Source organism: Woodsholea maritima DSM 17123, from assembly GCF_000382325.1.
Taxonomy (GTDB): Bacteria; Pseudomonadota; Alphaproteobacteria; order Caulobacterales; family Maricaulaceae; genus Woodsholea; species Woodsholea maritima.
This window is the reverse complement of sequence record NZ_KB908056.1, coordinates 117,668-142,585: the sequence shown is the minus strand read 5'-3', so window position 1 is coordinate 142,585 and position 24,918 is coordinate 117,668. Positions and strand designations below refer to the sequence as shown.

The 24,918-nt window shown below is 57.7% G+C and carries 20 protein-coding genes; 19 read left to right on the top strand and 1 reads right to left on the bottom strand.

The features are described from left to right. The first annotated feature begins 14 nt into the window (after positions 1-14). The 18 genes from murG (at position 15) to H151_RS0100670 (ending at position 23,095) form a co-directional block, all read left to right on the top strand. Positions 15-1,106, top strand: coding sequence for an undecaprenyldiphospho-muramoylpentapeptide beta-N-acetylglucosaminyltransferase (gene murG / locus H151_RS0100755; RefSeq protein ID WP_019959705.1), 1,092 nt, complete (start codon positions 15-17; stop codon positions 1,104-1,106). A gap of 5 nt (positions 1,107-1,111) precedes the next feature. Then, entirely contained in the window at positions 1,112-2,530 is a 1,419-nt protein-coding gene (murC, locus tag H151_RS0100750; RefSeq protein WP_019959704.1) for a UDP-N-acetylmuramate--L-alanine ligase, read from the top strand. A 3-nt stretch (positions 2,531-2,533) separates the two neighbouring features. Then, a complete protein-coding gene (murB, locus tag H151_RS0100745; RefSeq protein ID WP_019959703.1) occupies positions 2,534-3,454 on the top strand; it encodes a UDP-N-acetylmuramate dehydrogenase in 921 nt (306 codons plus the stop codon). A gap of 29 nt (positions 3,455-3,483) precedes the next feature. Next, positions 3,484-4,416 carry a D-alanine--D-alanine ligase gene (locus H151_RS0100740; protein ID WP_019959702.1) on the top strand — a complete coding sequence of 311 codons (933 nt, stop codon included), beginning with the start codon at positions 3,484-3,486 and terminating at the stop codon, positions 4,414-4,416. Further along, positions 4,404-5,336: a cell division protein FtsQ/DivIB gene (locus tag H151_RS0100735; RefSeq protein ID WP_019959701.1), complete on the top strand. Its 933-nt coding sequence runs from the start codon at positions 4,404-4,406 to the stop codon at positions 5,334-5,336. The genes H151_RS0100740 and H151_RS0100735 overlap by 13 nt, the downstream gene beginning before the upstream one ends. A gap of 10 nt (positions 5,337-5,346) precedes the next feature. Continuing rightward, positions 5,347-6,675: a cell division protein FtsA gene (ftsA, locus tag H151_RS0100730; RefSeq protein ID WP_019959700.1), complete on the top strand. Its 1,329-nt coding sequence runs from the start codon at positions 5,347-5,349 to the stop codon at positions 6,673-6,675. Positions 6,676-6,843: 168 nt separating this feature from the next. Next, on the top strand, positions 6,844-8,283 hold the full coding sequence (ftsZ, locus tag H151_RS0100725) for a cell division protein FtsZ (protein WP_019959699.1): 1,440 nt from the start codon (positions 6,844-6,846) through the stop codon (positions 8,281-8,283). A 733-nt stretch (positions 8,284-9,016) separates the two neighbouring features. After that, positions 9,017-9,913 carry a UDP-3-O-acyl-N-acetylglucosamine deacetylase gene (lpxC, locus tag H151_RS0100720; RefSeq protein ID WP_019959698.1) on the top strand — a complete coding sequence of 299 codons (897 nt, stop codon included), beginning with the start codon at positions 9,017-9,019 and terminating at the stop codon, positions 9,911-9,913. Between the two features lie 233 nt (positions 9,914-10,146). Continuing rightward, positions 10,147-10,983 (top strand): outer membrane protein assembly factor BamD, encoded by an 837-nt coding sequence (locus tag H151_RS0100715; protein ID WP_019959697.1) that lies wholly within the window; start codon positions 10,147-10,149, stop codon positions 10,981-10,983. A gap of 42 nt (positions 10,984-11,025) precedes the next feature. Further along, positions 11,026-12,756 carry a DNA repair protein RecN gene (gene recN / locus H151_RS0100710; RefSeq protein ID WP_019959696.1) on the top strand — a complete coding sequence of 577 codons (1,731 nt, stop codon included), beginning with the start codon at positions 11,026-11,028 and terminating at the stop codon, positions 12,754-12,756. Further along, positions 12,753-15,074: an NAD-dependent DNA ligase LigA gene (gene ligA / locus H151_RS0100705; protein ID WP_019959695.1), complete on the top strand. Its 2,322-nt coding sequence runs from the start codon at positions 12,753-12,755 to the stop codon at positions 15,072-15,074. The genes recN and ligA overlap by 4 nt, the downstream gene beginning before the upstream one ends. Before the next feature lie 89 nt (positions 15,075-15,163). Beyond that, positions 15,164-15,922 carry a TVP38/TMEM64 family protein gene (locus H151_RS0100700; RefSeq protein WP_233354468.1) on the top strand — a complete coding sequence of 253 codons (759 nt, stop codon included), beginning with the start codon at positions 15,164-15,166 and terminating at the stop codon, positions 15,920-15,922. 90 nt (positions 15,923-16,012) lie between these two features. Continuing rightward, positions 16,013-17,053 carry a rod shape-determining protein gene (locus tag H151_RS0100695; RefSeq protein WP_019959693.1) on the top strand — a complete coding sequence of 347 codons (1,041 nt, stop codon included), beginning with the start codon at positions 16,013-16,015 and terminating at the stop codon, positions 17,051-17,053. A 34-nt stretch (positions 17,054-17,087) separates the two neighbouring features. Then, positions 17,088-17,999 (top strand): rod shape-determining protein MreC, encoded by a 912-nt coding sequence (gene mreC / locus H151_RS0100690; RefSeq protein WP_019959692.1) that lies wholly within the window; start codon positions 17,088-17,090, stop codon positions 17,997-17,999. Continuing rightward, positions 17,999-18,505 (top strand): rod shape-determining protein MreD, encoded by a 507-nt coding sequence (locus H151_RS0100685; RefSeq protein ID WP_019959691.1) that lies wholly within the window; start codon positions 17,999-18,001, stop codon positions 18,503-18,505. The genes mreC and H151_RS0100685 overlap by 1 nt, the downstream gene beginning before the upstream one ends. Positions 18,506-18,537: 32 nt before the next feature. Continuing rightward, positions 18,538-20,406, top strand: a complete 1,869-nt coding sequence (gene mrdA, locus H151_RS0100680; protein ID WP_019959690.1) for a penicillin-binding protein 2 — start codon at positions 18,538-18,540, stop codon at positions 20,404-20,406. Further along, positions 20,406-21,551, top strand: a complete 1,146-nt coding sequence (gene rodA / locus H151_RS0100675) for a rod shape-determining protein RodA (protein WP_019959689.1) — start codon at positions 20,406-20,408, stop codon at positions 21,549-21,551. The genes mrdA and rodA overlap by 1 nt, the downstream gene beginning before the upstream one ends. 149 nt (positions 21,552-21,700) lie before the next feature. Then, positions 21,701-23,095, top strand: a complete 1,395-nt coding sequence (locus H151_RS0100670; protein WP_019959688.1) for a sodium-dependent transporter — start codon at positions 21,701-21,703, stop codon at positions 23,093-23,095. 73 nt (positions 23,096-23,168) lie between these two features. Here H151_RS0100670 and pip read toward each other — a convergent pair whose 3' ends face one another. Beyond that, complete coding sequence (gene pip, locus H151_RS0100665) at positions 23,169-24,140, bottom strand: prolyl aminopeptidase (RefSeq protein WP_019959687.1); 972 nt, start codon at positions 24,138-24,140, stop codon at positions 23,169-23,171. A gap of 203 nt (positions 24,141-24,343) precedes the next feature. On the opposite strand from pip, the gene H151_RS0100660 reads away from it, so the two are divergent. Then, positions 24,344-24,916 (top strand): hypothetical protein, encoded by a 573-nt coding sequence (locus H151_RS0100660; protein ID WP_156823323.1) that lies wholly within the window; start codon positions 24,344-24,346, stop codon positions 24,914-24,916. The last annotated feature ends 2 nt before the right edge of the window (positions 24,917-24,918 follow it).

The following is a 24,918-nucleotide window of genomic DNA, read 5'->3' as shown; positions in this document are numbered from 1 at the left end:
AGATCGAGGGTGTGATGAGTGAAAAGCGCATTTTAATCGCCGCCGGGGGTACGGGCGGACATCTATTTCCCGCCCGCGCCGCGGCAGAGGCGCTGATCGCGCGCGGCTGGCAGGTGAAACTGGTCACCGATGCGCGCGGCGCGGTGCATGCGCGCGGCTTTCCTGCGTCTGAGATTATCGAGGTGGAGGCCGCAAGTCCTTCGCTCAAAAATCCTATCCGCTTTGTTCAAGACACGCTGAAGCTTCTGAAAGGTGTCAATCAAGCCAAAGCCCTGATGCGGGCCTGGCAGCCCAATATCGTGGCGGGCTTTGGCGGTTATCCGGCCTTTCCCGCGATGCAGGCCGCCAAGGCGCTCGCCATTCCCTATGTCGTGCACGAACAAAATGCGGTTCTGGGCCGGGTCAATCGCGTGTTTGCGGGCTCGGCTTATCGCGTGGCGTCCGGCTTTGAGCGCTTGGAGCGTTTGCCCGCTGGTGCCGCCCATGAGGTATTGGGTAATCCCGTGCGCGCCCATGTGTTGGAGGCCCGCCAGCGTCCCTATGAAGCCCCGCATGATGATGGCCCGATCAAGATCTTGATCCTGGGCGGGTCGCAGGGCGCACGGATCTTGTCGACCATTCCGCCCAAAGCCATTGCGCGCCTGTCCGCACCGATCCGCCGGCGCCTGCGCGTGGTGCAGCAAACGCGTGAGGAAAACCTTGCCGAGGCCCGTCAGCTTTATGATCAGGCCGGGGTGCAGGCGGTGTGCGAGCCCTTCTTCGATGATATGGGCACGCTCTATGGCGAAGCCCATATCGTGATCGCGCGCGCCGGGGCTTCGACCGTGTCAGAGCTGGCCGCTGTAGGTCGGCCCGCAATCTTTATTCCGCTCGCCATTGCCATGGATGATCATCAAAGCGCCAATGCCGCCGAGATGAAGGCCGCTGGGGCCGCCGAAGTGATTGACGAGGCCCATTTTACCGATGAAACCCTGTATCAGTGTTTGGAAGGTTGGCTGATGGACAGCCCCGCCCTTGCCAAACGGGCTGAAGCCGCACGTCTTCGCGGTCGCCCTCAGGCCCATGAGGCCTTGGCTGATTTAATTGAAACTGCCGCTAGGACATAAGCCTTATGACGACCCCCAATCTTGCCCATGCCGTTGGTCCCATTCACTTTGTCGGGATCGGGGGTATCGGGATGAGCGGTATTGCCGAAGTGATGTTGAACCTGGGCTATCAGGTCACCGGCTCCGACATCAAAGATAGTCCGATTGTGGAGCGGCTGCGCGCCAAAGGGGCCCATGTTCATATCGGCCATGCGGGCGAGAATATCAATGGGGCCGGGGCCTTGGTGATTTCCAGTGCCGTCAAGCGCGATAATCCAGAGATTATGGCCGCGCGCGCGGCGCGCATTCCGATCGTGCGCCGGGCTGAAATGCTGGCCGAGTTGATGCGCCTGAAATACACCATTGCCGTGGGTGGGACCCATGGCAAGACCACGACGACCTCGCTAGTGGCGGCCTTGATGGATGCGGCCGGGTTTGACCCGACGGTAATCAATGGTGGCGTTATCTCCGCCTACGGATCAAATGCCAAGCTGGGTGAAGGTGATTGGATGGTCGTGGAGGCCGATGAATCCGATGGCTCTTTTTTAAAATTGCGCAGCTCCATCGCCATTATCACCAATATCGACCCCGAGCATATGGAGCATTATGGCAGCTTTGATGCTTTGCGTGCGGCCTTCTATCAATTCGTTGAGAATTTGCCCTTTTATGGCTTTGCCGCCCTGTGCGCTGACCATGGGGAGGTTCAGGCCCTGACCGCGAAGATCGAAGATCGCCGCGTGGTCACCTATGGCTTTAACCCTCAGGCTGAAGTGCGCGCCGTCAATGTGCGCATGGGCCCAGAAGGGGCCGTGTTCGATGTCGTCTTCCAGCCGCGTAAGGGCGATCATGAGCATTGGAAAGATCTGCACCTGCCGATGATGGGCGAGCATAATGTGCAGAACGCCACGGGGGCCTTGGCGGTGATGAAAAATCTGGGCGGAGATGAAGCGGCGGCACGTGCAGCGCTGGGCAATTTCGGCGGGGTCAAGCGGCGTTTTACCCAGACCGGCATCGTCGATGGGGTGCGCATCATTGATGATTATGGCCACCACCCGGTTGAGATTGAAGCGGTGTTAAAAGCCGCACGCCAGGCCGCTGGCGATCACAAAGTCATCGCGGTGATGCAGCCGCATCGTTATTCGCGTCTTCGTGATTTATTCGATGATTTCTGTACCTGTTTTAACAATGCTGACAGCGTGATGATTGCCCCGGTCTATGCGGCGGGTGAAAGCCCCTTGGAGGGGGCCGATCAGATGAGCCTGGTGGCGGGCGTGCGCGCCCATGGCCACCGTGATGTCAGTGCCACTACGCGCCAAAGCGTTGCTGAAGATGTCAAAGCGCGCATGAGCGCGGGCGATGTTGTGGTCTGCCTGGGCGCGGGCGATATCACCGCCTGGGCTGCGGAACTGCCAGAGAGCTTAACCGCCTTGGGTGCGGAGGGCTAAGTCATGAGCGCTGTCATCGACCGCCTGCCCCCGGTGCGGGGAAAATATATTGAGGCCGCGCCCTTAAAAGACATCACCTGGCTGCGTGTGGGTGGCCCGGCAGAAGTTTTATATATTCCTGCTGATGAGCCTGATCTGGCGCGCTTTCTGGCCGAAACCCCCCATGATATTCCCGTTCATGTGCTGGGCGCAGGCTCGAATACTTTGGCGCGCGATGGCGGCGTGCCGGGCGTGGTCATCAAGCTGGGCCCGGCCTTTGGCAAGGCGCAGGCCGTGGGCGAGACGCGCCTGCGCGCTGGGGCGGCCTGTCTGGATAAAATGGCGGCCAAGACGGCCGCGAAAGCTGGTATTGCAGGGCTGGAATTTTATGTCGGCGTGCCCGGTACTATTGGCGGGGCGCTGCGCATGAATGCCGGATGCTATGGCACCGAAACCAAGGATGTCCTGGTTGAGGCCGTGGCGCTGGACCGTGATGGGCGGCGGATCATCGCGCCCCTTGAAGAGCTTGCCTATACCTATCGCCATTGCGGGGCACCTGAAGACTGGATCTTTGTTGAGGCGCTTTATGAAGGCCACCGCGATGATCCCGGCGCGATTACCGCGCGCATGGATGCCATCACCGCCAAGCGTGAAGAGACCCAGCCCATTCGCGAAAAAACCTCTGGCTCGACCTTTAAAAACCCCGATCCGGCGCTGTCGGGCGGGCTTTCGGCCTGGCAATTGGTCGATAAAGTCGGCGCTCGCGGGCGGACAATCGGCGGGGCCTCATTCTCTACTTTACATGCGAACTTTCTCATCAATGATGGGACGGCCACGGCGGAAGATCTTGAAAGCCTGGTCGAGGCGGTGCGCGAGGATATACGCGCCCAAGCCGGGGTTGATATGGAATGGGAGGTCAAGCGGCTTGGCCTTCGTCAGTCTTAAACGCTTTTTTTTATTTAAGGATCACACTCGTGAGCGCAGCACACACACCCGCCAAAAAGATCGCCGTCCTGATGGGGGGCTTATCGGCTGAACGCGATGTTTCTTTGGTGTCGGGCGCGGCCTGTGCCAAGGCTTTGCGCGCGTGCGGGTATGAGGTGGTTGAGGTGGATGCGGGCCGCGACCTGGCCCAACGCCTGGCTGAGATTGATCCCGATATCGTGTTCAATGCCCTTCATGGCATGTGGGGCGAAGATGGCCGGGTGCAGGGCATTTTGGACCATCTGGGTAAGCCCTATACCCATTCTGGCGTATTGGCTTCGGCTCTGGCGATGGATAAGCAGCGTGCCAAGATTGTTCTGCGTGCTGCTGGGATTGCCTGCCCGGAAGGTTTGCTGGTCAACCGCTTTGAGGCCGCTCAAAACCATGCCATGACCCCGCCCTATGTGGCCAAGCCAAACGCCGAAGGCTCGTCTGTGGGCGTCTTCATCGTCAAGGAAGGGGCCAATCGCCCTCCGGCTGAGCTGGGCTCAACTGAGTGGCAGATGGGCGAGGAGATTTTGGTTGAGCGTTATATCCCGGGGCGCGAGCTGACGGTGGCGGTTTTGGGCGATCGCGCGCTGGGCGTGACGGAGATTATCCCGCGCACTGCATTTTATGATTACGAAGCCAAATATGCCCCGGGGGGCTCTGTCCATGTTCTGCCCGCTGAAGTCCCTGAAGAAATCGCTGAAAAAGCAAAGAATTTGGCTTTACTCGCACACAAGGCTATGGGCTGTCAGGGCCTATCCCGCTCGGATTTCCGCTGGGATGAGGGTGGAGATAATGAAGTATGGTTACTTGAAATTAACACCCAACCCGGCATGACTCCGACATCCCTTGCCCCTGAACAAGCGGCGTGGAGCGGGATCTCATTTGAAGATCTCGTGCGGTGGATGGCGGAGGATGCGAGTTGCCCAAGGTAAAGCGCGCCGATACGTCTCGCGCTCAGGATAAGCCTCAGCGCGGACGCGCGCGACGTCAAAACACGACCAAGGTGGCCGGGACGGCCCCTCAGCGCCAGGTGTCCAACTGGTTGGCTGCGCAATGGCGCACGGCCAGCTATCGCGCCAGCTATGCCTTTCGCCTGTTCCTGATTGGGGTGTTGGTGATCGGGGCTTTGATCATTGGCGGGGCTGCGGGTTTAGGCCGCCTGGATGATATGGGCGCGGGCCTGTTGGCGATGGCTGATGCGCGCCTGACCCAAGCCGGTTTCATCGTGCGCACCGTCGATGTGGCAGGCGCAGAGCAGGTCAGCGCCGCTGAAATTGCCGAGATTATGGGCGCAGCCGGTGGGGTCTCCATGTTGTCCATTGATCCCGAAGCCGCACGCCAGCGCATTGAAAGTTTGAGCTGGGTTGAAAGCGCGAGTGTAGCCCGTCTGTGGCCCAATCGTATTTCTGTGGTGATTGAAGAGCGTAAACCCTATGCCCTGTGGCAGGTGGGGGGCTATCACCACGTGATTGATCGCCATGGCGTGGTGATTGCCCAGGCCGATCCGCGCCAATATGCCGATCTTCCCCGTGTGGTCGGGGCTGGGGCCGATGTCGCGGTCGCGGAGATTATTGATCTCCTCGATCATCGCCCGGAATTAAAACCTTTTATCACCCATGCGGTAAGAGTTGGGGAGCGGCGCTGGAATTTGCGCCTGGTCTCTGGCGCTGATCTGATGTTGCCTCAGGATGATCCGGCCTCGGCTCTGGCTCTGGTCATGGGCTTGCAAAATGATCGCGGCGTTTTGGGCCTGGATGCGCAGGCGTTTGATTTGCGTACACCGGGTGAATTGATTGTCCGGGCCTGGCCCGATCGTGCACAAGCCGCGCAGCATTTTGGCCGCGAGGCATAGGACTATTTCCATGTTGAACCTGTTTCGCTCTAAAGCTGATCAAGCCACCACCGCCTCAAAGCCCGGTATTTTTGCCGCGCTGGATATCGGCGCGTCCAAAGTCGTGTGCTTTATTGCCAAGGTTGAGCAGACTTTGACCGGGCCGCGCCCGCGCATTATCGGCGTGGGCCATCAATCGAGCAGGGGTATTCGCTCTGGCGCGGTGGTGGATATGGAGGCGGCGGAGAAATCCATCCGCGCCGCCGTTCAACAGGCGGAGCGTATGGCCGGTCATGCGGTGACGGCGGTGACGTTGGTAACTGCGGCCGGTGGGCCTTCTTCAACACGGCTATCGGTGGAGGCTAATCTCTCCAACCGGGAAGTCACGGACCGAGATTTGCGCCGGGCGCTGGATGCGGGCCTGGGTGAATTTCATACCCCGGACCGGGTGATGCTGCATGCTATTCCATTAAGCTGGCGCGTGGATGACCATCGCGGCGTTAAAGATCCGCGCGGCATGTTTGGCCGGTCTTTGGGGGTGGAGCTGCATTTCGTCTCCGCCAATATTGATCCCTTGCGCAATCTGGCGACCTGTGTGGAGCGCTGTCAGCTGTCCATTGTGGGCATGGTGGCTGCGCCCTATGCCTCGGGTTTGTCGACCTTGACCGATGATGAGCGCGAATTGGGCGCGCTGGTGATTGATATGGGCGCGACCATGACCACGGCGGCCGTGTTCGCCGAAGGCTCTTTGCTGCATGTCGATGGCGCGCCGGTGGGCGGGGCTCATGTGACCAGTGATATCGCGCGCGGGCTCTCGACCCCGATGTCGGCGGCAGAGCGGATCAAGGCGCTTTATGGCTCTGCGCTGGATAGTCCGGATGATGATCAGGTGATGATCGAGATTCCGCCCATGGGCAATGATCCGCAAAGCATGATGGGCTCTGCCCCGCGCGCGATGCTGAACGCTATTATTCGCCCGCGCTTGGAAGAGATTTTTGAGCTGATGCGTGATCGCCTAGCCGCGGCTGGGGTGGATAAGGCCTCGGGCCGCACTTTGGTGCTGACGGGCGGCGCGGCGCAATTGCCCGGGACGGCGCAATTGGCGGGTAGGGTTCTAGGCAAGCAAGTGCGTTTGGGCCGGCCGCAACATGTCAATGGTTTGGGCGATGCGGTCTCAGGTCCGGGCTTTTCTGCCTGCGCCGGGGTGGTGGTGCGCCGCACCCGCGGGGCTGCCGAAGCCATCGCGGGGCCGCCGCGCATTAACGCTTCCGGCGGGTCTGGGCGCGCAAATGTTAAAAAAAAGCAGCGCGGTGATAAAAGTCAGCGCAGCATGCTCAGCTGGTTTGCAGAAAGTTTTTAAGGCTTTTTCAGAGGGTTGCTTCGCTATTACAGTGAAGTTCCGTTTATGTTCTAGTAAGTATTCCTAATTTTTGCCTTTGGCTTTAACGCTCGATTAAGCGATGCGGTTAACACTCACAAAAGAATCACCATTAACGTTAAGCCCCCTCGCGTATGGAGCCTCATTCAAATGGCCTTAAATCTATCCCTTCCCGAAACCACAGAGTTGAAGCCGCGCATTGTCGTCTTCGGCGTTGGCGGTGCTGGCGGCAATGCGGTTAACAACATGATCGAAGCCGACCTTGAAGGGGTCGACTTTGTTGTGGCCAATACCGATGCCCAGGCTTTGACCCGGTCTAAAACCGATCGTCGTATCCAGATGGGCGCTGGGATTACCGAGGGCCTTGGCGCTGGGGCGCGTCCGGAAGTGGGCGAACAGTCTGCAGAAGACTCGCTGGCGGAAATCCTCGAGCACCTGTCGGGCGCGCACATGGTTTTCATCACCGCTGGTATGGGCGGTGGCACCGGGACGGGGGCTGCTCCGGTGATCGCACGCGCTGCACGTGAACAAGGGATCTTGACCGTGGGGGTGGTCACGAAGCCTTTCCATTTCGAGGGCTCTCGTCGCATGAAATTGGCTGAAGCTGGGATCGAACAGCTTCAAGCGCATGTGGACACGTTGATTGTGATCCCGAACCAGAACTTGTTCCGTATCGCGACCGAGAAAACCACCTTTGCCGAAGCCTTCTCGATGGCGGACCAGGTGCTGCATTCGGGCGTGCGCGGCATTACCGATTTGATGGTTATGCCTGGCCTGATCAATCTGGACTTTGCCGATGTTCGCACCGTGATGAGCGAAATGGGTAAAGCCATGATGGGGACGGGCGAAGCCGAAGGCGAGAAGCGCGCGATTGAAGCGGCCCATGCCGCGATTGCCAATCCGCTGCTCGATGATGTGTCTATGAAGGGCGCGCGCGGCGTTCTGATCAATATCACCGGCGGCATGGACATGACGCTGTATGAAGTTGACGAAGCGGCTAATGAAATCCGTAACGAAGTCGATCCTGATGCCAACATCATCGTGGGCTCAACCTTCGACATGAATATGGAAGGCACGATGCGCGTGTCGGTCGTGGCCACCGGCATTGAGTGCGAGGAGCATATGGGCTCTGGGCGCGATGGCGGGGTTGTGAACACTTTGGGGGTGCGCACTAACCGCCCCCAGCGTCAAGCTGAGCCGTTGATCCGTCGTACCGCCGATGCGGTTGCGGTCAATGAAACTCCAAAAGCGGTCAGCCGTCAGAGCATGCCGCCCGCCAGCCTGGCTGAGCGTGAAGCATGGGCTGCGAGCCAAGCGCCTGAAGCGTCTGAGACCAAGCCTGCGGTTGTGCGTTCTCAAGAGCGTTTAGCTGAAGTGGCACCAGGCATTGCAAAGGCTGAAGCCAAGCCTGAGCCCAAAGAAGAGAAGCGTGGCTTCTCCCTCTTTGGTCGTCGCCCAAAGCAGGAGGCCCCAAAGCCTCAGTCTAAAGTCGCGCCGCAGGTTGAGCATAAAGCTCAGACCCGCCAAAATGACGGCTTCGATGAAGAAGAGTTGGAAATCCCGGCCTTCTTGCGTCGCCAAGCGAACTAAGCACTTTCATCCTTACCAAAATCAAGCGGCTGCCCCTATGGGGCAGCCGTATTTGTTTCAAAGTACCATTAAAGTTTTTTCTATATACTGTTTAAGTAATTTTATTGATTATTAAGCAAGGGTGGCAAAGCGCATTAAATTAATTTGCGAGTTGTGGCGGTCATTGCTTCAGCGGAGCAGATCAAGTCTGGCATAACAGACTTCCTTTTCACGTCATCCCCGACTGGATCGGGGATCTATGGACCTTGATGGCAAACGCTACAGATCCCGGCTCTGCGCTATCGCTTGTCCGGGATGACAAAGGCTAGGTGGTTTGTAATACCCATCTTCATGTAGACCGTGCCTGAGGATCTAAAGGAAGCGATCCTGAGAGGGTGTTCATTAACGGGCGTGGGGACGCAAATATACCTCCCACCTCTGCGCCTGGGCTTTAAAGGCAAGTTAGACGAGGGCGTGTTAAGTAACAAAAGTACACGCTTTAAATTTTTACTTCATTATTTCAACGCTTTAAATTGTTACACTTCGTAACAAAGCTTTAATTGTGATTGCGTTCAGCCCTGATATCTTGCCAGGCGTGGGATGAGGTGTCGGTGTGGCTAAAGCGCAGACTTTGCACGCCAATGACGTTTGGATGGCCTGAAGTTTCGGTGATTGACCCTTAAGGGATAAAGATCCGGGCAGGTGAACGCTGAAGGGGCTGCGTGCCTGATCAGCAAGAGAAGAGTGCGCAGTTATGACAAACCGTCAAACCTTACGTGGACCTGTGGTCTGTGCCGGTGTGGGCCTTCATACGGGCCAGCGTGTGCGCATGGTGATGAAGCCTGCGGCCGCCGGGACCGGGATTGTCTTCGCGCGCGTTGATCTGGACGTGAATGACCGCGTTATTCCGGCTTTGTTTGACAGTGTACGCTCGACCGATCTGGGCACGACGTTATTGAATGATGATGGTGCCTCGGTGGCGACCGTTGAGCATTTGATGGCGGCGCTGGCGGGTATGGGCGTTGATGATGTCCTCATTGAGCTGGACGGACCTGAAGTGCCTGCCATGGACGGATCTTCTGCGCCTTTTATTGAGTTGATCGACCAAGCGGGCCTGGTCACGCTGCCGATGGTGCGCCGCGCTATCCAGGTGCTTAAAACCGTTGAGGTGGAGCAGGGTGGGCGTAAAGCCGCCTGGATCCCGGCACTTCGCGCGGCGATTGATGTTGAGATTGATTTTGCCGATGCCTCCATCGGGCATCAGCATTTTGCCTTTGAAGTGAACCCGGCCGTATTCAGCCAGATGATTGCTCCGGCGCGCACCTTTGGTTTTCGCCGCGATTATGATGCCTTGTTGAAGGCCGGTCTGGCGCGTGGAGCCTCGCTGGACAACACTGTTGTGGTAGGCGAACGGGGCGTCGATAACGCCGGTGGCCTGCGCTTTGATGATGAGTTTGTGCGTCATAAGGCCCTGGACGCTCTGGGCGATATTTATCTGGCGGGCATGCCGATCCTGGGGCTTTACCGGGCCTATCGTCCGGGCCATGGCTTCAACAATCACGCGGTCCATACGCTGTTGGCGGATAAATCGGCCTGGCGTGTGGTCGCGCTGAACGATGCTGAAGCGCTCAAACTCGCGATGGCGCGTTAAAAGCACCTCTTTTTAGGGGATGGCAGCAGGCTTATCCCCTGAATTTTCCTGAAAAAAGTTGACTTGCCGCAATTTTGCCCTGAAGCAAGGCTTTGTGCTTGGCCAGCAATCGGCTAAAAGCTTAAAGACGAGGGTTCGCGCAAATCGTTAACGATGTGTGCGGACGAGACCTTCACCGACCCGAGGCGCTCTTGGATGAGAGTGGTTCGGCCAGACCTTAAAGTGGTGCGTGGATGAAAACGCTTGCAAAACTTGCTCTGATGCTTGGGGCCGTGGCCAGTTTATCGGCCTGTAATCGCAATAAACCCTCAGCTGAATTGGCTTATGTTGAGCGTCCGGTTGAAGGGATTTATAACGAAGCTTTCAACATGCTTGAGCGCGGGCGTGACCGCGATGCGGCGGCGATGTTCGATGAGGTGGAGCGCCAGCACCCCTTCTCGGAATGGGCCCGGCGCGCGATGCTAATGGCCGCCTACGCCAATTATGAAGGCGGGCGCTATGATGAGGCGATTTCCGATGCTCAGCGCTTTATCGCGCTGCACCCGGGCTCGCAAATGACGCCTTACGCCTATTATCTGGTCGCGATCTGCTATTATGAGCGCATCTATGATGTGGGCCGGGACCAATCCACAACGCAGCAGGCCATGGATGCCCTGCAACAGGTTGTGCGTCGCTACCCTGAAAGTGTTTACGCTCAGGATGCACGCTTGAAGATCGACATGACCCGTGACCACTTGGCGGGTAAGGAAATGGATATCGGGCGTTGGTATCTGCGCAATGGCTATTACCTGGCCGCGATCAACCGCTTCCGCGGTGTGGTCGAGAATTATCAGACCACCAGCCATGTCCCTGAAGCGTTGCACCGCTTAGTCGAAGCCTATGTCGCCTTGGGCGTGGATATGGAAGCGACCCAGGTCGCGTCTGTTCTGGGCTATAATTTCCCGGGTTCTGAGTGGTATGAGGATAGCTATTCGCTCTTAAGTGCACGGGGAATCACGCTACCTGAGCTGGGTGTCGAAGATAAAGATCCAACCTATTTACAACGCGCGCTCAACCGTATCTTCGGGTAAGGCCGTCACGTTTGTAAGCATTTAAAGGGCGTAAAGGGCTTCATGCTCGCATCCCTCTCTATCCGCGATATCGTCTTGATCGATACGTTGGATTTGACTTTCGAAGCGGGACTGTGTGCCCTGACCGGGGAAACCGGGGCGGGGAAGTCCATCCTTTTGGGGGCTTTAGGCTTGGCCTGCGGGGAGCGGGCCGAGCGTGCTCAGGTGCGCGCCGGGGCCGATAAAGGCACCTCCACCGCGATTTTTGAGCTGCATCTCGATCATAAGGCCTATGCCATCCTCGCCGAGGCCGGTGTGGATGTGGAGCCGGGTGAGGCTTTGGTGTTGCGCCGTACAGTGACGGCGGATGGTCGTTCACGCGCCCATGTTAATGATCAGGCCGCCAGTGTGGGCTTATTGCGTCAGCTGGGCGATATCCTGGTGGAAATCCATGGCCAGCATGATGGGCGCGGTCTGATGGACCCCAAAACTCATATCGCTCAACTTGATGCCTTTGCACGCAATGACGCCCAGCGTGAGCGTGTCGCCAGCGCATGGAAGGCGCTCAGCGCGGCGCGCAAAACCTTGAACGCCTTGGAAGCGGCGCGCGAGAAAGCGGCTGAGGAAGAAGAGTTTCTGCGCCAATCCGTTGAGGATTTGAGTACGCTCAATCCGCAAGACGGTGAGGAAACGGAGCTTGCCGCGACGCGTAAATTCTTGCAACGCGCTGAACAGGCTTTGGGTGATCTGCAAAATGCGCAAAACCAGCTGTCTGGCGGGGATGGCTTGGGCGCGCGCCTGAATGCGGCGCTGCGCGGACTTGAACGGGTGCGCGATCTGTTAAGCAGCGATGATGAGGATCAAGCCGACCCAGAGGGCGGCGCAGATGACACCATTGCGGGACGCGCGCGCGCCAGCTTGGACCGCGCGACCGGGGCGATTGATCGCGCCTTGATCGAGTTTGATGAGGCTGAAAATGCTCTGGAAGAGGCCGCAGAGGCCTTTGACATTGAGCCGGGCCGCTTAGAACAGGTTGAAGAGCGCCTCTTTGCTCTACGCGCGGCGGCGCGTAAGCATTCGGTCGCGGTGGAAGACCTGCAGGCCTTACGCGAAAGCCTGGAAGAGCGTTTGAACGCGCTGGATCAATCCGGGGATCGCTTGGCGAAGGCTGAAGCGGCGGTGAAAACTGCGCAGGTCGAGTATGATCAAGCCGCTGAAGCCTTGAGCCAGACCCGCCAGAAAGCCGGTGAGGCGCTGGCCAAAGCGGTGATGGCGGAGCTGAAACCCTTGAAGTTGGAAAAGGCCCGCTTCCGTGTGCTGCATGAAGCGGTACGCGAGAAAGCCAGCGCCAAGGGCTGGGATCAGATCGCGTTTGAAGTGGCCACCAATCCGGGCGCACCCTTTGGGCCGTTGGATAAGATCGCCTCAGGCGGGGAGCTATCGCGCTTTGCCTTGGCGTTGAAGGTCTGTCTGGCCGGGGATAATCCCGATATGGTCATGGTCTTTGATGAGGTCGATCAAGGCGTCGGCGGAGCTGTGGCTGATGCGGTGGGTGCGCGCCTGGCGCGCTTGGCTGCCCAGGGTCAAGCCTTGGTCGTGACCCATGCGCCCCAAGTTGCCGCGCGTGCGGGCCATCACTGGAAAATCGAAAAGCAGGTCAAGGCCGGCCAAACGCGCACGATTGTGTATGCCTTGAATAGTGAAGCCCGACGCGAGGAAGTCGCGCGCATGTTGTCGGGTGCGGAAATCACCGCCGCTGCGCGCGCTGCGGCAGATGACTTGATGGCCCAATGAGTGCAGCCCTAAAAGACCCCGCCGCTCTGACCCGTGAGGAGGCCGAGCGAGAGCTTGCTCGTCTCGCCAAGGAAATCGCCAAGCACGATAAGGCCTATTATCAAGAGGATGCGCCGAAAATCTCTGATGCGGGCTATGATGCCTTGCGCCAGCGCAATAGCGCCATTGAGGCGGCCTTTCCCGATTTGAAACGCGCCGATAGCCCCACAGACCGGGTGGGGGCTGCGCCCTCCACCGGCTTTGGTGAGATTACCCATGCTGTGGCGATGTTGTCTTTGGGTAATGCGTTCAGCGCCGAAGATGTCTCCAATTTTGTGCGCTCGATCCGGGATTTTCTACGATTGCCCGCCAGTGAGCCGATAGCCTTCACCGTTGAACCGAAGATTGATGGGCTGTCGGCGAGCCTTCGCTATGAAAACGGCAAGCTGATCACCGGGGCGACCCGCGGGGATGGCCGTGTGGGCGAGGATGTGACGGAAAACCTCAAAACCCTGGGCGATATTCCGCGCCTATTGCAGGGGGATAACATTCCCGCCATCGTCGAGGTGCGCGGCGAAGTTTATATGAGCCATGAGGACTTTGCGGCCCTCAATACCCGCCAGGAAGCGGCTGGAAAGCCCGCCTATAAAAATCCCCGTAATGCCGCCGCGGGGTCTTTACGCCAGATTGATCCGGCGAAAACCGCTGAGCGGCCACTGAAATTCTTCGCTTATACGTGGGGAGAGCTGTCTGAGCCCTTGGCGCAGACCCAGGCCGAGGCGGTTGCGCGCCTGGAAAGCTTCGGCTTCACGGTGAACCCGGAGATGACACGTGTTGAGAGCGTGGAGGGTTTGATCGAGGCTTATCACGATATCGAGGCCCGCCGCGCCCATCTCGGCTATGATATTGATGGCATGGTCTATAAGGTCGATCGTCTGGACTGGCAGGAGCGTTTGGGCTTTCGCTCGCGCTCGCCGCGCTGGGCCATCGCGCATAAATTCCCCGCAGAGCGTGCCACGACCACCCTCAAGGCGATTGAGATCCAGGTCGGGCGTACCGGCGCGCTGACCCCGGTGGCCAAGCTGGAACCGGTGACGGTGGGCGGGGTCGTGGTCTCTAACGCGACCTTACACAATGAAGATGAGATCCGGCGTAAAGACATTCGCATCGGCGATACGGTGGTGATCCAACGCGCGGGCGATGTGATCCCGCAGGTTGTTGAGGTCATGCTCGATAAGCGCGTGCCTGATGCGCGCGAATTTATCTTTCCTGAGGTCTGTCCGGTCTGTGGCTCTCAAGCCGTGCGCGAACATGATGAAGGCGCGGGCAAGGCCGATGCGGTGCGCCGGTGTACCGGTGGGCTGATCTGTGAGGCCCAGGCGCGCGAACGCTTGAAGCATTTCGTCAGCCGCAAAGCCTTTGATATTGACGGTTTGGGCGAAAAACAGATCGACCTTTTCTTCGACAAGGGCTGGGTCAAAGCTCCGGCGGATATCTTCACCTTGAAGGAGCGCCGCGAAGAGATGGAAGGCTTGGAGGGTTTTGGCGCGCTGAGCGTGTCTAATCTCCTTTCGGCCATTGAAGACCGGCGCAGTGTGTCGCTGGCGCGTTTCATCTTTGCGCTGGGTATCCGCCATGTGGGCGAGGAAAATGCGCGCTTGCTGGCACAGGCCAAGGGCAGTTTTACCGCTTTACGCGCGGCCGCGATGGGGGCGGCGGATTATCGCGAACCCTATTGGGCGCTGCGCGATGTGCAGGGCGTCGGGCCAAAAGCGCTGGAAACCTTGATGGCCTTTCATCGCAAAAATCCCAGCTGGGCCGCGGATCTGGGCTGGAGTGCGTTGAACGCTGGGGGCGGATTGTCGGCGCGCGCGGTGGCGGCCTTGAAGTACCGCTTCACTGACCTTGATACCCTAAAAACCGCTCTTGATGGCGTTGCCGATGAAGCCGCTCATGAAGCCTTTGAAGGTTTGATGGGGATTGATGGCGTTGGTCAGGCCGCGGTTGATGCCTTGATCGAGTTTTTTGCCGAAAGCCATAATGTGGCCGCGCTCGATGCTTTACTGGTCCATGTGACCCCACAGGAGGCCGAACTCACGGTGAGTGAAAGCTCGGTCAGTGGTAAGACGGTGGTCTTTACCGGGTCGCTGGAATTATTTACCCGTGATGAAGCCAAGGCGCGCGCGCAAAGCCTGGGCGCGAAAGTCTCTGGATCTGTTTCGAAAAAAACCGATTATCTGGTGGCGGGGCCGGGGGCTGGCTCGAAACTTGAAAAGGCCACCTCCCTGGGTGTGACGGTGTTAAGCGAAGCTGAATGGCTGGCCTTGATCAATAATTAAAGCACGCGGGCTTGACGGAAATTTTCAAAGCCTTATGCGAAGAGGTAATACCCTGTTATAACAAGGGCCATGGGGCTGAGCAGGGCAAAATGCACAAAGAAAGTGGTCCTGACGTGATGAAGGCGATCATCCAATTTTTTAGCCGCATGGATAAACGCGCCGCGCGGGCCATTGGCGTGTCGCTGGGCCTGTTCGCACTGGTCGCGGCGATTTTCATTGTGGGACGTTTCGTTTTGGGGATTGAACCGGGGGCGGTTCAAAGCTGGCTCGCCAGTGTGGCCCATGAATGGTACGCCCTACCCATTACCGGTATCATTTTTGTGGTCCTTTCCTTCATCGGGGTGCCGCAATTTGCGCTGATCGCGGCGGCAGTGTTCGCATTTGGGCCGGTGACGGGCTTTAGTGTCTCCTGGGTGTCGACGATCATTTCGGCCTCGATCAATTTTTGGGTCGGGCGTTTATTGGGCGCAGATGTTTTACGCCGCTATGGCGGGGATATGGTCAATCGGGTCTCTGATTTTGTCGGGCGTAATGGATTTTGGGCCAGCTTGATGGTGCGAATCGTTCCTTCTGCGCCCTTCATTGTCGTCAATATGGCCGCGGGCGTCTCGCGCATGTCCTATTTCGCCTTCATCGCGGGGGCCGGCATCGGAATTATCCCCAAGACAGCGTTGGTGGCCTTTGCCGGGCAAGGTTTGATGACGCTTTTAAGTGAAGGTCGTGTTTTAACTGGGGTTTTGCTGTTTCTCGCGGCCGCAGCGTGGCTCGCGATCATGCTTTTTGCCCGTAAATGGATGCGCGGACCTGAAAGAAAAACACCTTCAGGTGCGATGGATGGCACGGACTGACTTGCATTGTTGGCCAACCCGTCGCACAAGTGTGTGATGACTTATTAGGTAAGTCTTTTTGTCTTTTTTCTGGCTGACACAGGTTTTCTCATGCTCTCCAGCGTGTTCGGTCTACTCTCTGCCGATATTGCAATCGACCTCGGGACGGCGAATACGCTCGTCTACGTAAAGGGGCGCGGCGTCGTCCTGAATGAACCTTCCGTTGTGGCGTTTAAGATCGAAAAAGGTCGAAAACATGTCCAGGCGGTTGGCGCAGAAGCTAAGCTGATGCTGGGTAAAACCCCGGGCAATGTCGAAGCAATTCGTCCGATGCGCGATGGTGTGATCGCCGACTTTGATGTCGCTGAAGAAATGATCAAACATTTCATTCAAAAAGTTCACAATCGCCGCGCCTTTGTCAGTCCGCAAGTGGTGATCTGTGTGCCCTCAGGCGCAACAGCCGTTGAGCGCCGCGCGATCCATGAATCCGCGCTGAGCGCTGGGGCCCGCAAAGTCTATCTGATTGATGAGCCGATGGCCGCTGCCGTGGGTGCAGGTCTACCCATTGATGAGCCCACGGGCTCGATGATCGTTGATATCGGTGGCGGGACCACCGAGGTTGCGGTCATGTCGCTGTCTGGGATCGTCTATTCGCGCTCTGTGCGTGTGGGCGGGGATAAGATGGACGAGGCCGTTATCAATTATATCCGCCGTTCAGCCAATTTGTTGATTGGTGAGACGAGCGCGGAGCGGATCAAGAAAGAAATTGGCTCTGCGACCCCGCCGCCCAAGGGTGAAGGTTTGTCGTTGGAGATTAAAGGCCGCGATCTGATGAATGGTGTGCCGCGCGAAATCGCGGTTACTGAAGCCATGATCGCCGATGCCTTGTCTGAGCCGGTTGAGCAGATCGTTGAAGCCGTTAAACAAGCCCTCGAAGCGACCCCGCCTGAACTGGCTGCTGACATCGTCGATAAAGGTATCGTTCTGACCGGCGGTGGGGCTTTGCTGCGCAATTTGGATACCGAATTGCGCGATCGTACCGGTCTACCGGTCAGCCTTGCGGATGAACCGCTCTCTTGCGTTGTGCTGGGATGTGGTAAAGCGGTTGAGAACTTAAATGTTTGGCGGCCAATCCTGTCAGAGGCCGTCTAAGCGGCTCTAACCGGGAAGAGGGGCAAGGACGCGCGTGGCTCTGTTTGGACCATCAAAGCGCGAAGGCGATGATGGGGTCCGCTTCTCGCGGACCTTCTTCATTATTCTTATTGGCATTTCTGCGGCCTTGATCGCCTTTGATCGCCCGGCGCATCGCGCGCCCATGTTGTCGACCTTTCGCGCCATGTTTGATGATGTGGCGACGCCCGCCCTGGAAATCGGGGCTAAACCCTGGCGCGGGCTTCGCAATATCGGGCCATGGTGGAAACGTCAGTGGGAATTGGCCCAGGAAAACCGTGCTCTCCACGAAGAGCTGATCGAATTGCGCGCCTGGCGCGATCTGGCCTTGACCCTGCGCGATCGGGTACAGCTCTATGAAGAGGCGCTCAATCTGCAAACGCCTGCGCTCGGGACGCGTATTTCGGCCTGGACCGTGGCTGAACAGCGCGGGCCGTTCGTACGTGCGCGCCTTATCGGCATTGGCTATGAAGACGGCATCCGCGAAGGCTATCCGGTGGTCAATATCTATGGCCTGGTGGGACGTACGGTCGATGTCGGGATGACCTCCTCGCGCGTTTTAATGCTGACTGATTTGAACAGTCGTGTGTCGGTGATGGCGGATCGCTCCAATGCCCGCGCGCTGTTGGTGGGTGATAACTCTGATTTCCCACGTTTGGAATATCTGGGTCGTGAACCAGATCTGATTGAGGGCGACCGTATCGTTTCTTCGGGCGATGATAATGTCTTACCGCGCGGGCTTCCGATTGGTGAGGCTGTACGCGATCGTGATGGGCACTGGCGGGTTCGCCTTTACTCTGAGGCGGCACCGATTGATCTGGTCTGGGTCTGGCCCTATGAGCCGACCCCTGCGCCAGAGGCTAATCCGCCGGTCCCCTTGGTGAGTGAAGATGCAGGTGAAGCCCCCAGCCAAGGGCAGGCCGGATAATGCGTAAAAAGTCCAATGATCGCTCGTCCTGGCCGGATTTTATTCTGATCCCACTGACCCTGGTGATCAGCCTTATTCTCTATGCTGCGCCATCACGCATTCCGACAGGCCCCCATGTCAGCTTGTTATTGCCGCTGATCACGCTCTTCATCTGGAGTGTACGCACCCCGACTTTGACGCCGCCCTGGTTGATTTTCTTAACCGGCGTGGCCCAGGATTTGTTGTCGGGTGGGCCGATGGGCGTGTGGGCGCTGGCGTATTTGGTGGCGTTTTCCATAGGTCGTCCACGCCAGATTGAAGGCGGGATTGAATTTATGACCGTGTTGGGCCGGTTTTTGCTGGTAGGCGCGATCGCTTTGGGGGTCGCCGCCCTGGCCGGTGCGGCTGCGGTCGGTGCACCGACCGGTATAACGGCCTTGATTACCGATGGTGTCTTGACCATCATCCTCTTTCCGGTCTTTGCCTGGGTGTTTGCTCGGCGTAAAGAACGCACGAGCTTTTTTTAAACCCCTTACTGGTTTAGGGACGATTTTGGGCCATGCGCCGCGATAAACAGGAAGCTCAAGCACAGTTTAACCGCCGCGTCTTTATGCTGGGCGGGCTGGGGGCTGCGGCCTTTGGCGGGCTGAGCTTGCGCCTTTATCAGTTGCAGGTCCAGCAGCAGGATCGCTATCGCCTGCTGTCTGACGATAACCAGTTCAATTTCTCCCTTCAGCCACCTTCGCGCGGGACGATTTTTGATCGCAATGGTGAAGTGATCGCGGAAAACCGCGACAGCTATCGCATTTTTATCGTTCCTGAACAAAGCGGCGATCCGGCGATCGTGCTTAACCGGTTGGCCGATTTCATGCCGCTGTCGCAAAACCGGCGCGAGCGGATTTTACGCGATATTTCGCGCAGTCCCCGATTTCGCCCGGTCACGGTGGCTGAGGATGTCGATTGGGAAACCTTCTCGCGCGTCAATCTGTTCTTGCCGGATCTTCCCGGCATTACGCCGGATGTCGGCGAGCTGCGTGCGTATCCGATGCCGCAGGCTTTCGCCCATATTGTGGGTTATGTGCAATCTGCGCCGGAAGAGGTGGCCGGGGATGATCCGCTGCTGCGTCACCCGGGGTTTCGCATTGGCCGCTCCGGCATTGAAGGCTCACAAGATGAAACCCTTCGCGGGCGTGCCGGTCAGCTGAAGGTTGAGGTCAATGCCACGGGCCGGGTTATTCGCGAATTGCCCCAGCAATCGGTGGCCGCGACCCAGGGGCAAAACATTCACCTCTCCATTGATGCACGCATCCAACGCTATGCGACCGAGCGCTTGGGCGCAGAAAGTGGCGCGGCGGTCTGTATTGATGTGCGCACCGGCGAACTGATTGCGCTGGTCTCTAACCCCAGCTTTGACCCTAATCTGTTTGTGACCGGGATTTCGGGCGAAGACTACCGCGCGCTTAATGAAAATGATCTCCGCCCGCTTTATAATAAAGCCATAATGGGGCTTTATTCCCCTGCGTCCACGATCAAGGGCGCGATGGCGCTCGCGGCTCTGGCCAAGGGTGTGATCACACCGAGTGAACGGATCTTCTGCGGGGGCTCAACCCGGTTGGGCAATCGCGAATTTCACTGCTGGCGCCGGCAAGGTCATGGCCATGTCAATTTGCATGATGGCATCAAAACCTCGTGTGACCTTTATTTCTACGAAGTCGCGGCGCGCATGGGGATTGAAACCATGCATGATATGGCAACGCGCCTGGGCTTGGGTGAGTTGTTTGATATCGGTATCCCGATCCCGGATCGCGCGCGCGGCATCTTCCCGAATGAGCAGTGGAAGCGTGCGCGCTATAATCAAGGGTGGAGTACGGGCGATACCTATAATACCGGCATCGGGCAGGGCTATACGCTAGTATCGCCCTTGCAGCTGGCGGTGATGACGGCGCGCTTGGCGACCGGTAAGGCGATCACGCCAACCCTTTTGCGCCGTCCAGATGGTCTGGATGTGCCAGATTTGGGCCTGAACCCCGATCATGTGCGCCGGGTGCATGAAGCGATGGTGGCGGTTGTCCACGAACCGGGCGGGACATCACACTATTCCCTGCAAGGGCTGGGCATTGATGGCGTGCAGATGGCCGGTAAAACCGGAACCTCGCAAGTTTATTCAATCACAGCCGAAGAACGCGCGCGTGGGGTTCGCAGCCAGGATGATCTACCCTGGCGGTTGCGCGATCATGGTATTTTTGTCGGTTATGCGCCTGCGTCCAATCCACAATATGCGGTCAGTGTCGTGATCGAGCATGGCGGCGGGGGCACGCGCGCTGCGGCCCGTCCTGCGCGCGATATTTTACGCGAACTGGTCTTACTCGATCCGGCGGGACGTATCGGACCGCTACCCAGCGATGCGCAAGATCTTGGAGAGAGCTGATGGCGGTTTTTAATCAGTCTGTGCCACGTTCGCTGCGTTCGAAATTATTCGAGGTCAACTGGGCCTTTGTCTTATTGGTTCTGCTGATCGGGTCGATTGGCGTTGGTATGTTGTATTCGGTGGCGGGTGGTGATTGGAGCCCCTGGGCCATTCGTCATGGCTCGCGCTTTATGGTTGGGGTCGTGATGATGCTGGTCATCGCATTATTCCCGCCGCGCTTTTGGATGGGTATAGCCTATCCCAGCTATCTGGGCGCCTTGGTGCTGCTGGTCGGGGTAGAGCTCTTCGGTTTGACGATTATGGGCGCGCAGCGCTGGATTGATATTGGTCCGATCCGGATGCAGCCCTCTGAAATTATGAAGGTCGCCCTCGTTCTGGCCTTGGCGCGATATTATCATGACTTGCCCGCGGAAAAAGTCTCCTCGCTGGGTGGGCTTTTAGCGCCTGCTGCTATGATTACTCTTCCTATGTTGCTGATTTTAAAGCAACCCGATTTGGGAACGGCGTTATTATTGGGGGCGACGGGGGCCGCGATTGTCTTTATGTCAGGCTTGAGCTGGCGCATCATTTGGGGGGTGCTGGTTCTGGGCTCAATCGCCGCGCCAATCTTTTTAAAATATGGCCTGAAAGATTACCAACGTGCGCGGATTTTCACCTTCCTCAATCCGGAAAATGATCCCCTTGGCGCGGGCTATCACATCTTGCAATCCAAGATCGCCTTGGGCTCGGGGGGCTTGACCGGTAAGGGCTATATGCAAGGCACTCAGGCGCAATTGCGCTTCCTGCCAGAGATGCAAACTGACTTTATTTTCACCATGTTGGGCGAAGAATTTGGTCTTGTGGGCGGGATATGCGTGCTGGCGCTTTATGCGCTCTTGCTGGCCAATTGCCTCTCGATTGCGGCTTCGTGCAAATCGACCTTCCTGCGCTTGATGGTGATGGGGATTACCACGACGTTTGCGCTTTATATCTTCATTAATGTGGCGATGGTCAGCGGTATGGCGCCTGTCGTGGGTGTACCTTTGCCCATGATTTCCTATGGCGGTACCGTGATGTTGACCATTCTGGCGGGGCTGGGCCTGATTATGGGGGCCCATATTCACCGCGCCGCAGAGCCACCAAAAGGAGCTGGCCTTCTCGGTTGACGCGCTGCAGCATCCCTAAAAGCTTGACCGCGAGGTGAAGATGGGGAAGGCTCGCGGCCAACTGTGCCTGAATAAGGTGCGTTGATGGCGTAAAGGGCCCGCGAGCAGCAAAGCTAAAGCGGATCCCGCGCGAGTAGGGGAGGAGTAACATGGCGCTTGCGTCATCTGGCGGGGCCGGCCAATGGTCGTCCCGATTTGCATTTATTATGGCCGCAGTCGGCTCATCGGTGGGTTTGGGAAATCTGTGGCGTTTCCCCTATATGACCGGTGAAAATGGCGGCGCTGCCTTTGTTATCGTTTATCTGTTGTGTGTGGTTCTGGTCGGTTTCCCGATCATGATCGCCGAATTGTCTGTGGGTCGCCATGCGCGCCTGTCAGCGGTTGGTTCAACGCGCAAAATGGCTCAAGATGCGGGCGCTTCGCCTTTATGGTCGATCACCGGCTGGGTCGGGATGATCGGGGCCTTCTTGATCCTGGTGACCTATTCGGTCGTTGCCGGTTGGGTCATCTCATACATCTACAAAATGGGCACAGGGGCGTTTGCAGGGCTGAATGCCAGCGAAGTGCGCGATGCGTTCCAAACCTTCACGGCAGATAAATCAACCGTCATCATGTTCCACACAGGCTTCATGATTGCGACGATGTTGATCGTGATGCGCGGCATATCCGGGGGGATTGAAAAGGCTGCGATCATTTTGATGCCGCTCTTCTTCATTATGCTGTTGGGCATGGTCGGTTATGCCTTTGTCCAAGGTGATATGGGCGCGGCGGTGCATTACCTCTTCCGTCCTGATTTCGGCAAAATCATCGAAAACCCCAATATTGTGCTTCAGGCCCTGGGCCAGGCTTTCTTCTCGCTTAGCCTGGGTTCTGCGATCATGATCACCTATGGTGGTTTCTTGAAGAAAGAGGACAATATTGCCTCATCCAGCGTGACCATCGTGGGCTCTGACACTTTCGTGGCGATCATTGCCGGGTTGGCGATCTTCCCGATCGTGTTTGCCTTCCCTGAGCTGGAACCCAATGCAGGCCCAAGCCTGTTCTTTGAAGCGCTGCCAACCGCTTTTGCGCAAATGCCGGGCGGCAATGTCTTTGGGGCGATCTTCTTCATTCTGGCCTTCTTTGCCGCTTTGACCTCATCGATTTCACTGTTGCAGACTGTGATTTCTTGGTCAGAAGAGCATACCGATCTGGGCAAAGTCACCTCGACCCTGATTTTCGGGACTTTGGTATGGCTCTTGGGTGTGGGCGCAGCCTTCTCGGGTGAGTTCAGCAACTTCCTCGACTTCATCTCCGGCTCTTTGGCCTTGCCGATTGCCGGTCTGTTGATCGCGGTCTTTGCCGGGTGGATCGTCTCTAAGGAAATCATGCGTAAGGAACTGCCTCAGGCGTCCAACGCGATGTTTGCCTTCTGGCGCTTCACCATTCGCTATCCAGCGCCGATTGCGGTCAGCATCATTATCGTACTGGGTCTTGATGCGACCTTCGGCTGGGGGCTCAGCGATATGATCTTCGGCGGTGGGGAGCAATTAGCCACCGACTAAGTCGAAATGACAGCCCAAAATAAAACCCCGCCTCAATCGAGGCGGGGTTTTTTATGGGGCGGGCAATTGAGGTTTAGCCAAAGCGGCGGGCATAGGCATCGGTGGCGCGCACCAGGGCATCAATAATGCCGGGTTCGCCCGCTGCGTGACCCGCATCAGGAACAATATCCAAATGGGCATTGGGCCAGGCTTTGGCGAGCTCCCAAGCTGCGCGCACCGGTGTCACCATGTCATAGCGCCCTTGCACCAGGGTGGCGGGCAGGTGGGTGAAGCTCTTGGCGGCGTCTAGCAACGCGCCATCCTGCTCTAGAAAGCCGCGATGGGCGAAGTAATGGGTTTCAATTCTGGATAGGGCATCGGCGCGATAGGGATCAGGGGCTGGACCGTCCAGGCGCGCGGACATGGAAATCAGCGCGCTTTCCCAAGCCGCCCAGGCCAAGACATCGCGCCGGCGCGCATCGACATTATCGACCTGCATGCGCGCATAATAAGAGCCTAGAACATCTTCGCGCTCTTGGACACTCAACGGCTCAACAAAGTTGGCCCAGGCATCGGGGAAGAGGATATTGGCCCCATCGCGGTAGAACCAATTGAGTTCTTTTTGCGTGCACAGAAAGATCCCGCGCAGCACCATGGCCAGAACATGATCGGCATGTTGACGCGCATAGGATAAGGCAAGCGTCACGCCCCAGGATCCGCCAAACACCAGCCAGCGATCGACACCCAGATGGGTGCGCAGCTTTTCCATATCCGAGACGAGATGGGCCGTCGTATTGGCGTGAAGCGAGGAATAAGGATGCGAGCGCCCACAGCCGCGTTGATCAAACAGGATGATGCGATAGCGTGTCGGGTCAAAAAAGCGCCGCATCGCGGGGCTGGCCCCGCCGCCCGGGCCGCCATGAAGGCCAATAACGGGAACGCCATCGGCTCTGCCGCATTCTTCATAATAGAGGATGTGGCCATCGCCCACATCCAACATCCCCGTTGTGTAAGGGTCAATCGGGCGGTAGAGCGATTGGCGATGGGCGCGGCGATGAGTGTCCATGGTGAAAAAAAGACGCTTCAGATGAGATTGGTGCTTTATTCATCGTTACACTATGCTGTTTTATGGTGCGGGGGAAGCGCGGCGCGTAGCGTCGATTTAGGGTTTTGGAACACATGATCAAAGTGTCCTTTTCAACACTGCGTCTCGGGCTCGTGTTGGTTTTGGCGTCGTGCATGGGGGCTTGTGCCAGTGCGCCATTGGATATGACGTCGGCGTTTACGAGTGAGAGTGATTATACCGCACGCGCTGTACGCGTAGCGGCTAATCGTTTCATCAGTACAGCGCAGTTTAATCAATGGGTTGTTGAGGTTCGCCAGGATCAGACCCGGCAGATTTTCTCGCGCCTATTGGGGGGCTCGGATGTGGGTCGTGGTGATGAAACGCCGACGCAAAGTGCGGGTGAAACCTATCTCGTGCATCTAGAAAGCACTGTGAGCGCCCAGGAAAGCGTGCGTTCTCGCTTCAGCCGGGATCTTGATAATGCGCTGGATCTCTCTCAGCGTTTGGCGCAGGCCGTAGAGCAGGCCGCCGAGCAGCCTGGCACGAATGATCCGCATGTTTTAGGCGATGATGTGGATGTAACCGAGCGCGCGATCAGTCATCTGCGCCGGGTTCAAGTCACCTTCCGCGAGGCCTTTGCGCTGTTAGAAACCGATGATCGTGAAGATTTGACGGCCAAGCTGGCCGCGCTCAATAGCGTTGAGAGCGAGCTGAGCACCGCTTTAGATCGTTTGGCGGGCAAGCGCTGGTCTTTGATCCATGGCGCAATCGGCTGATT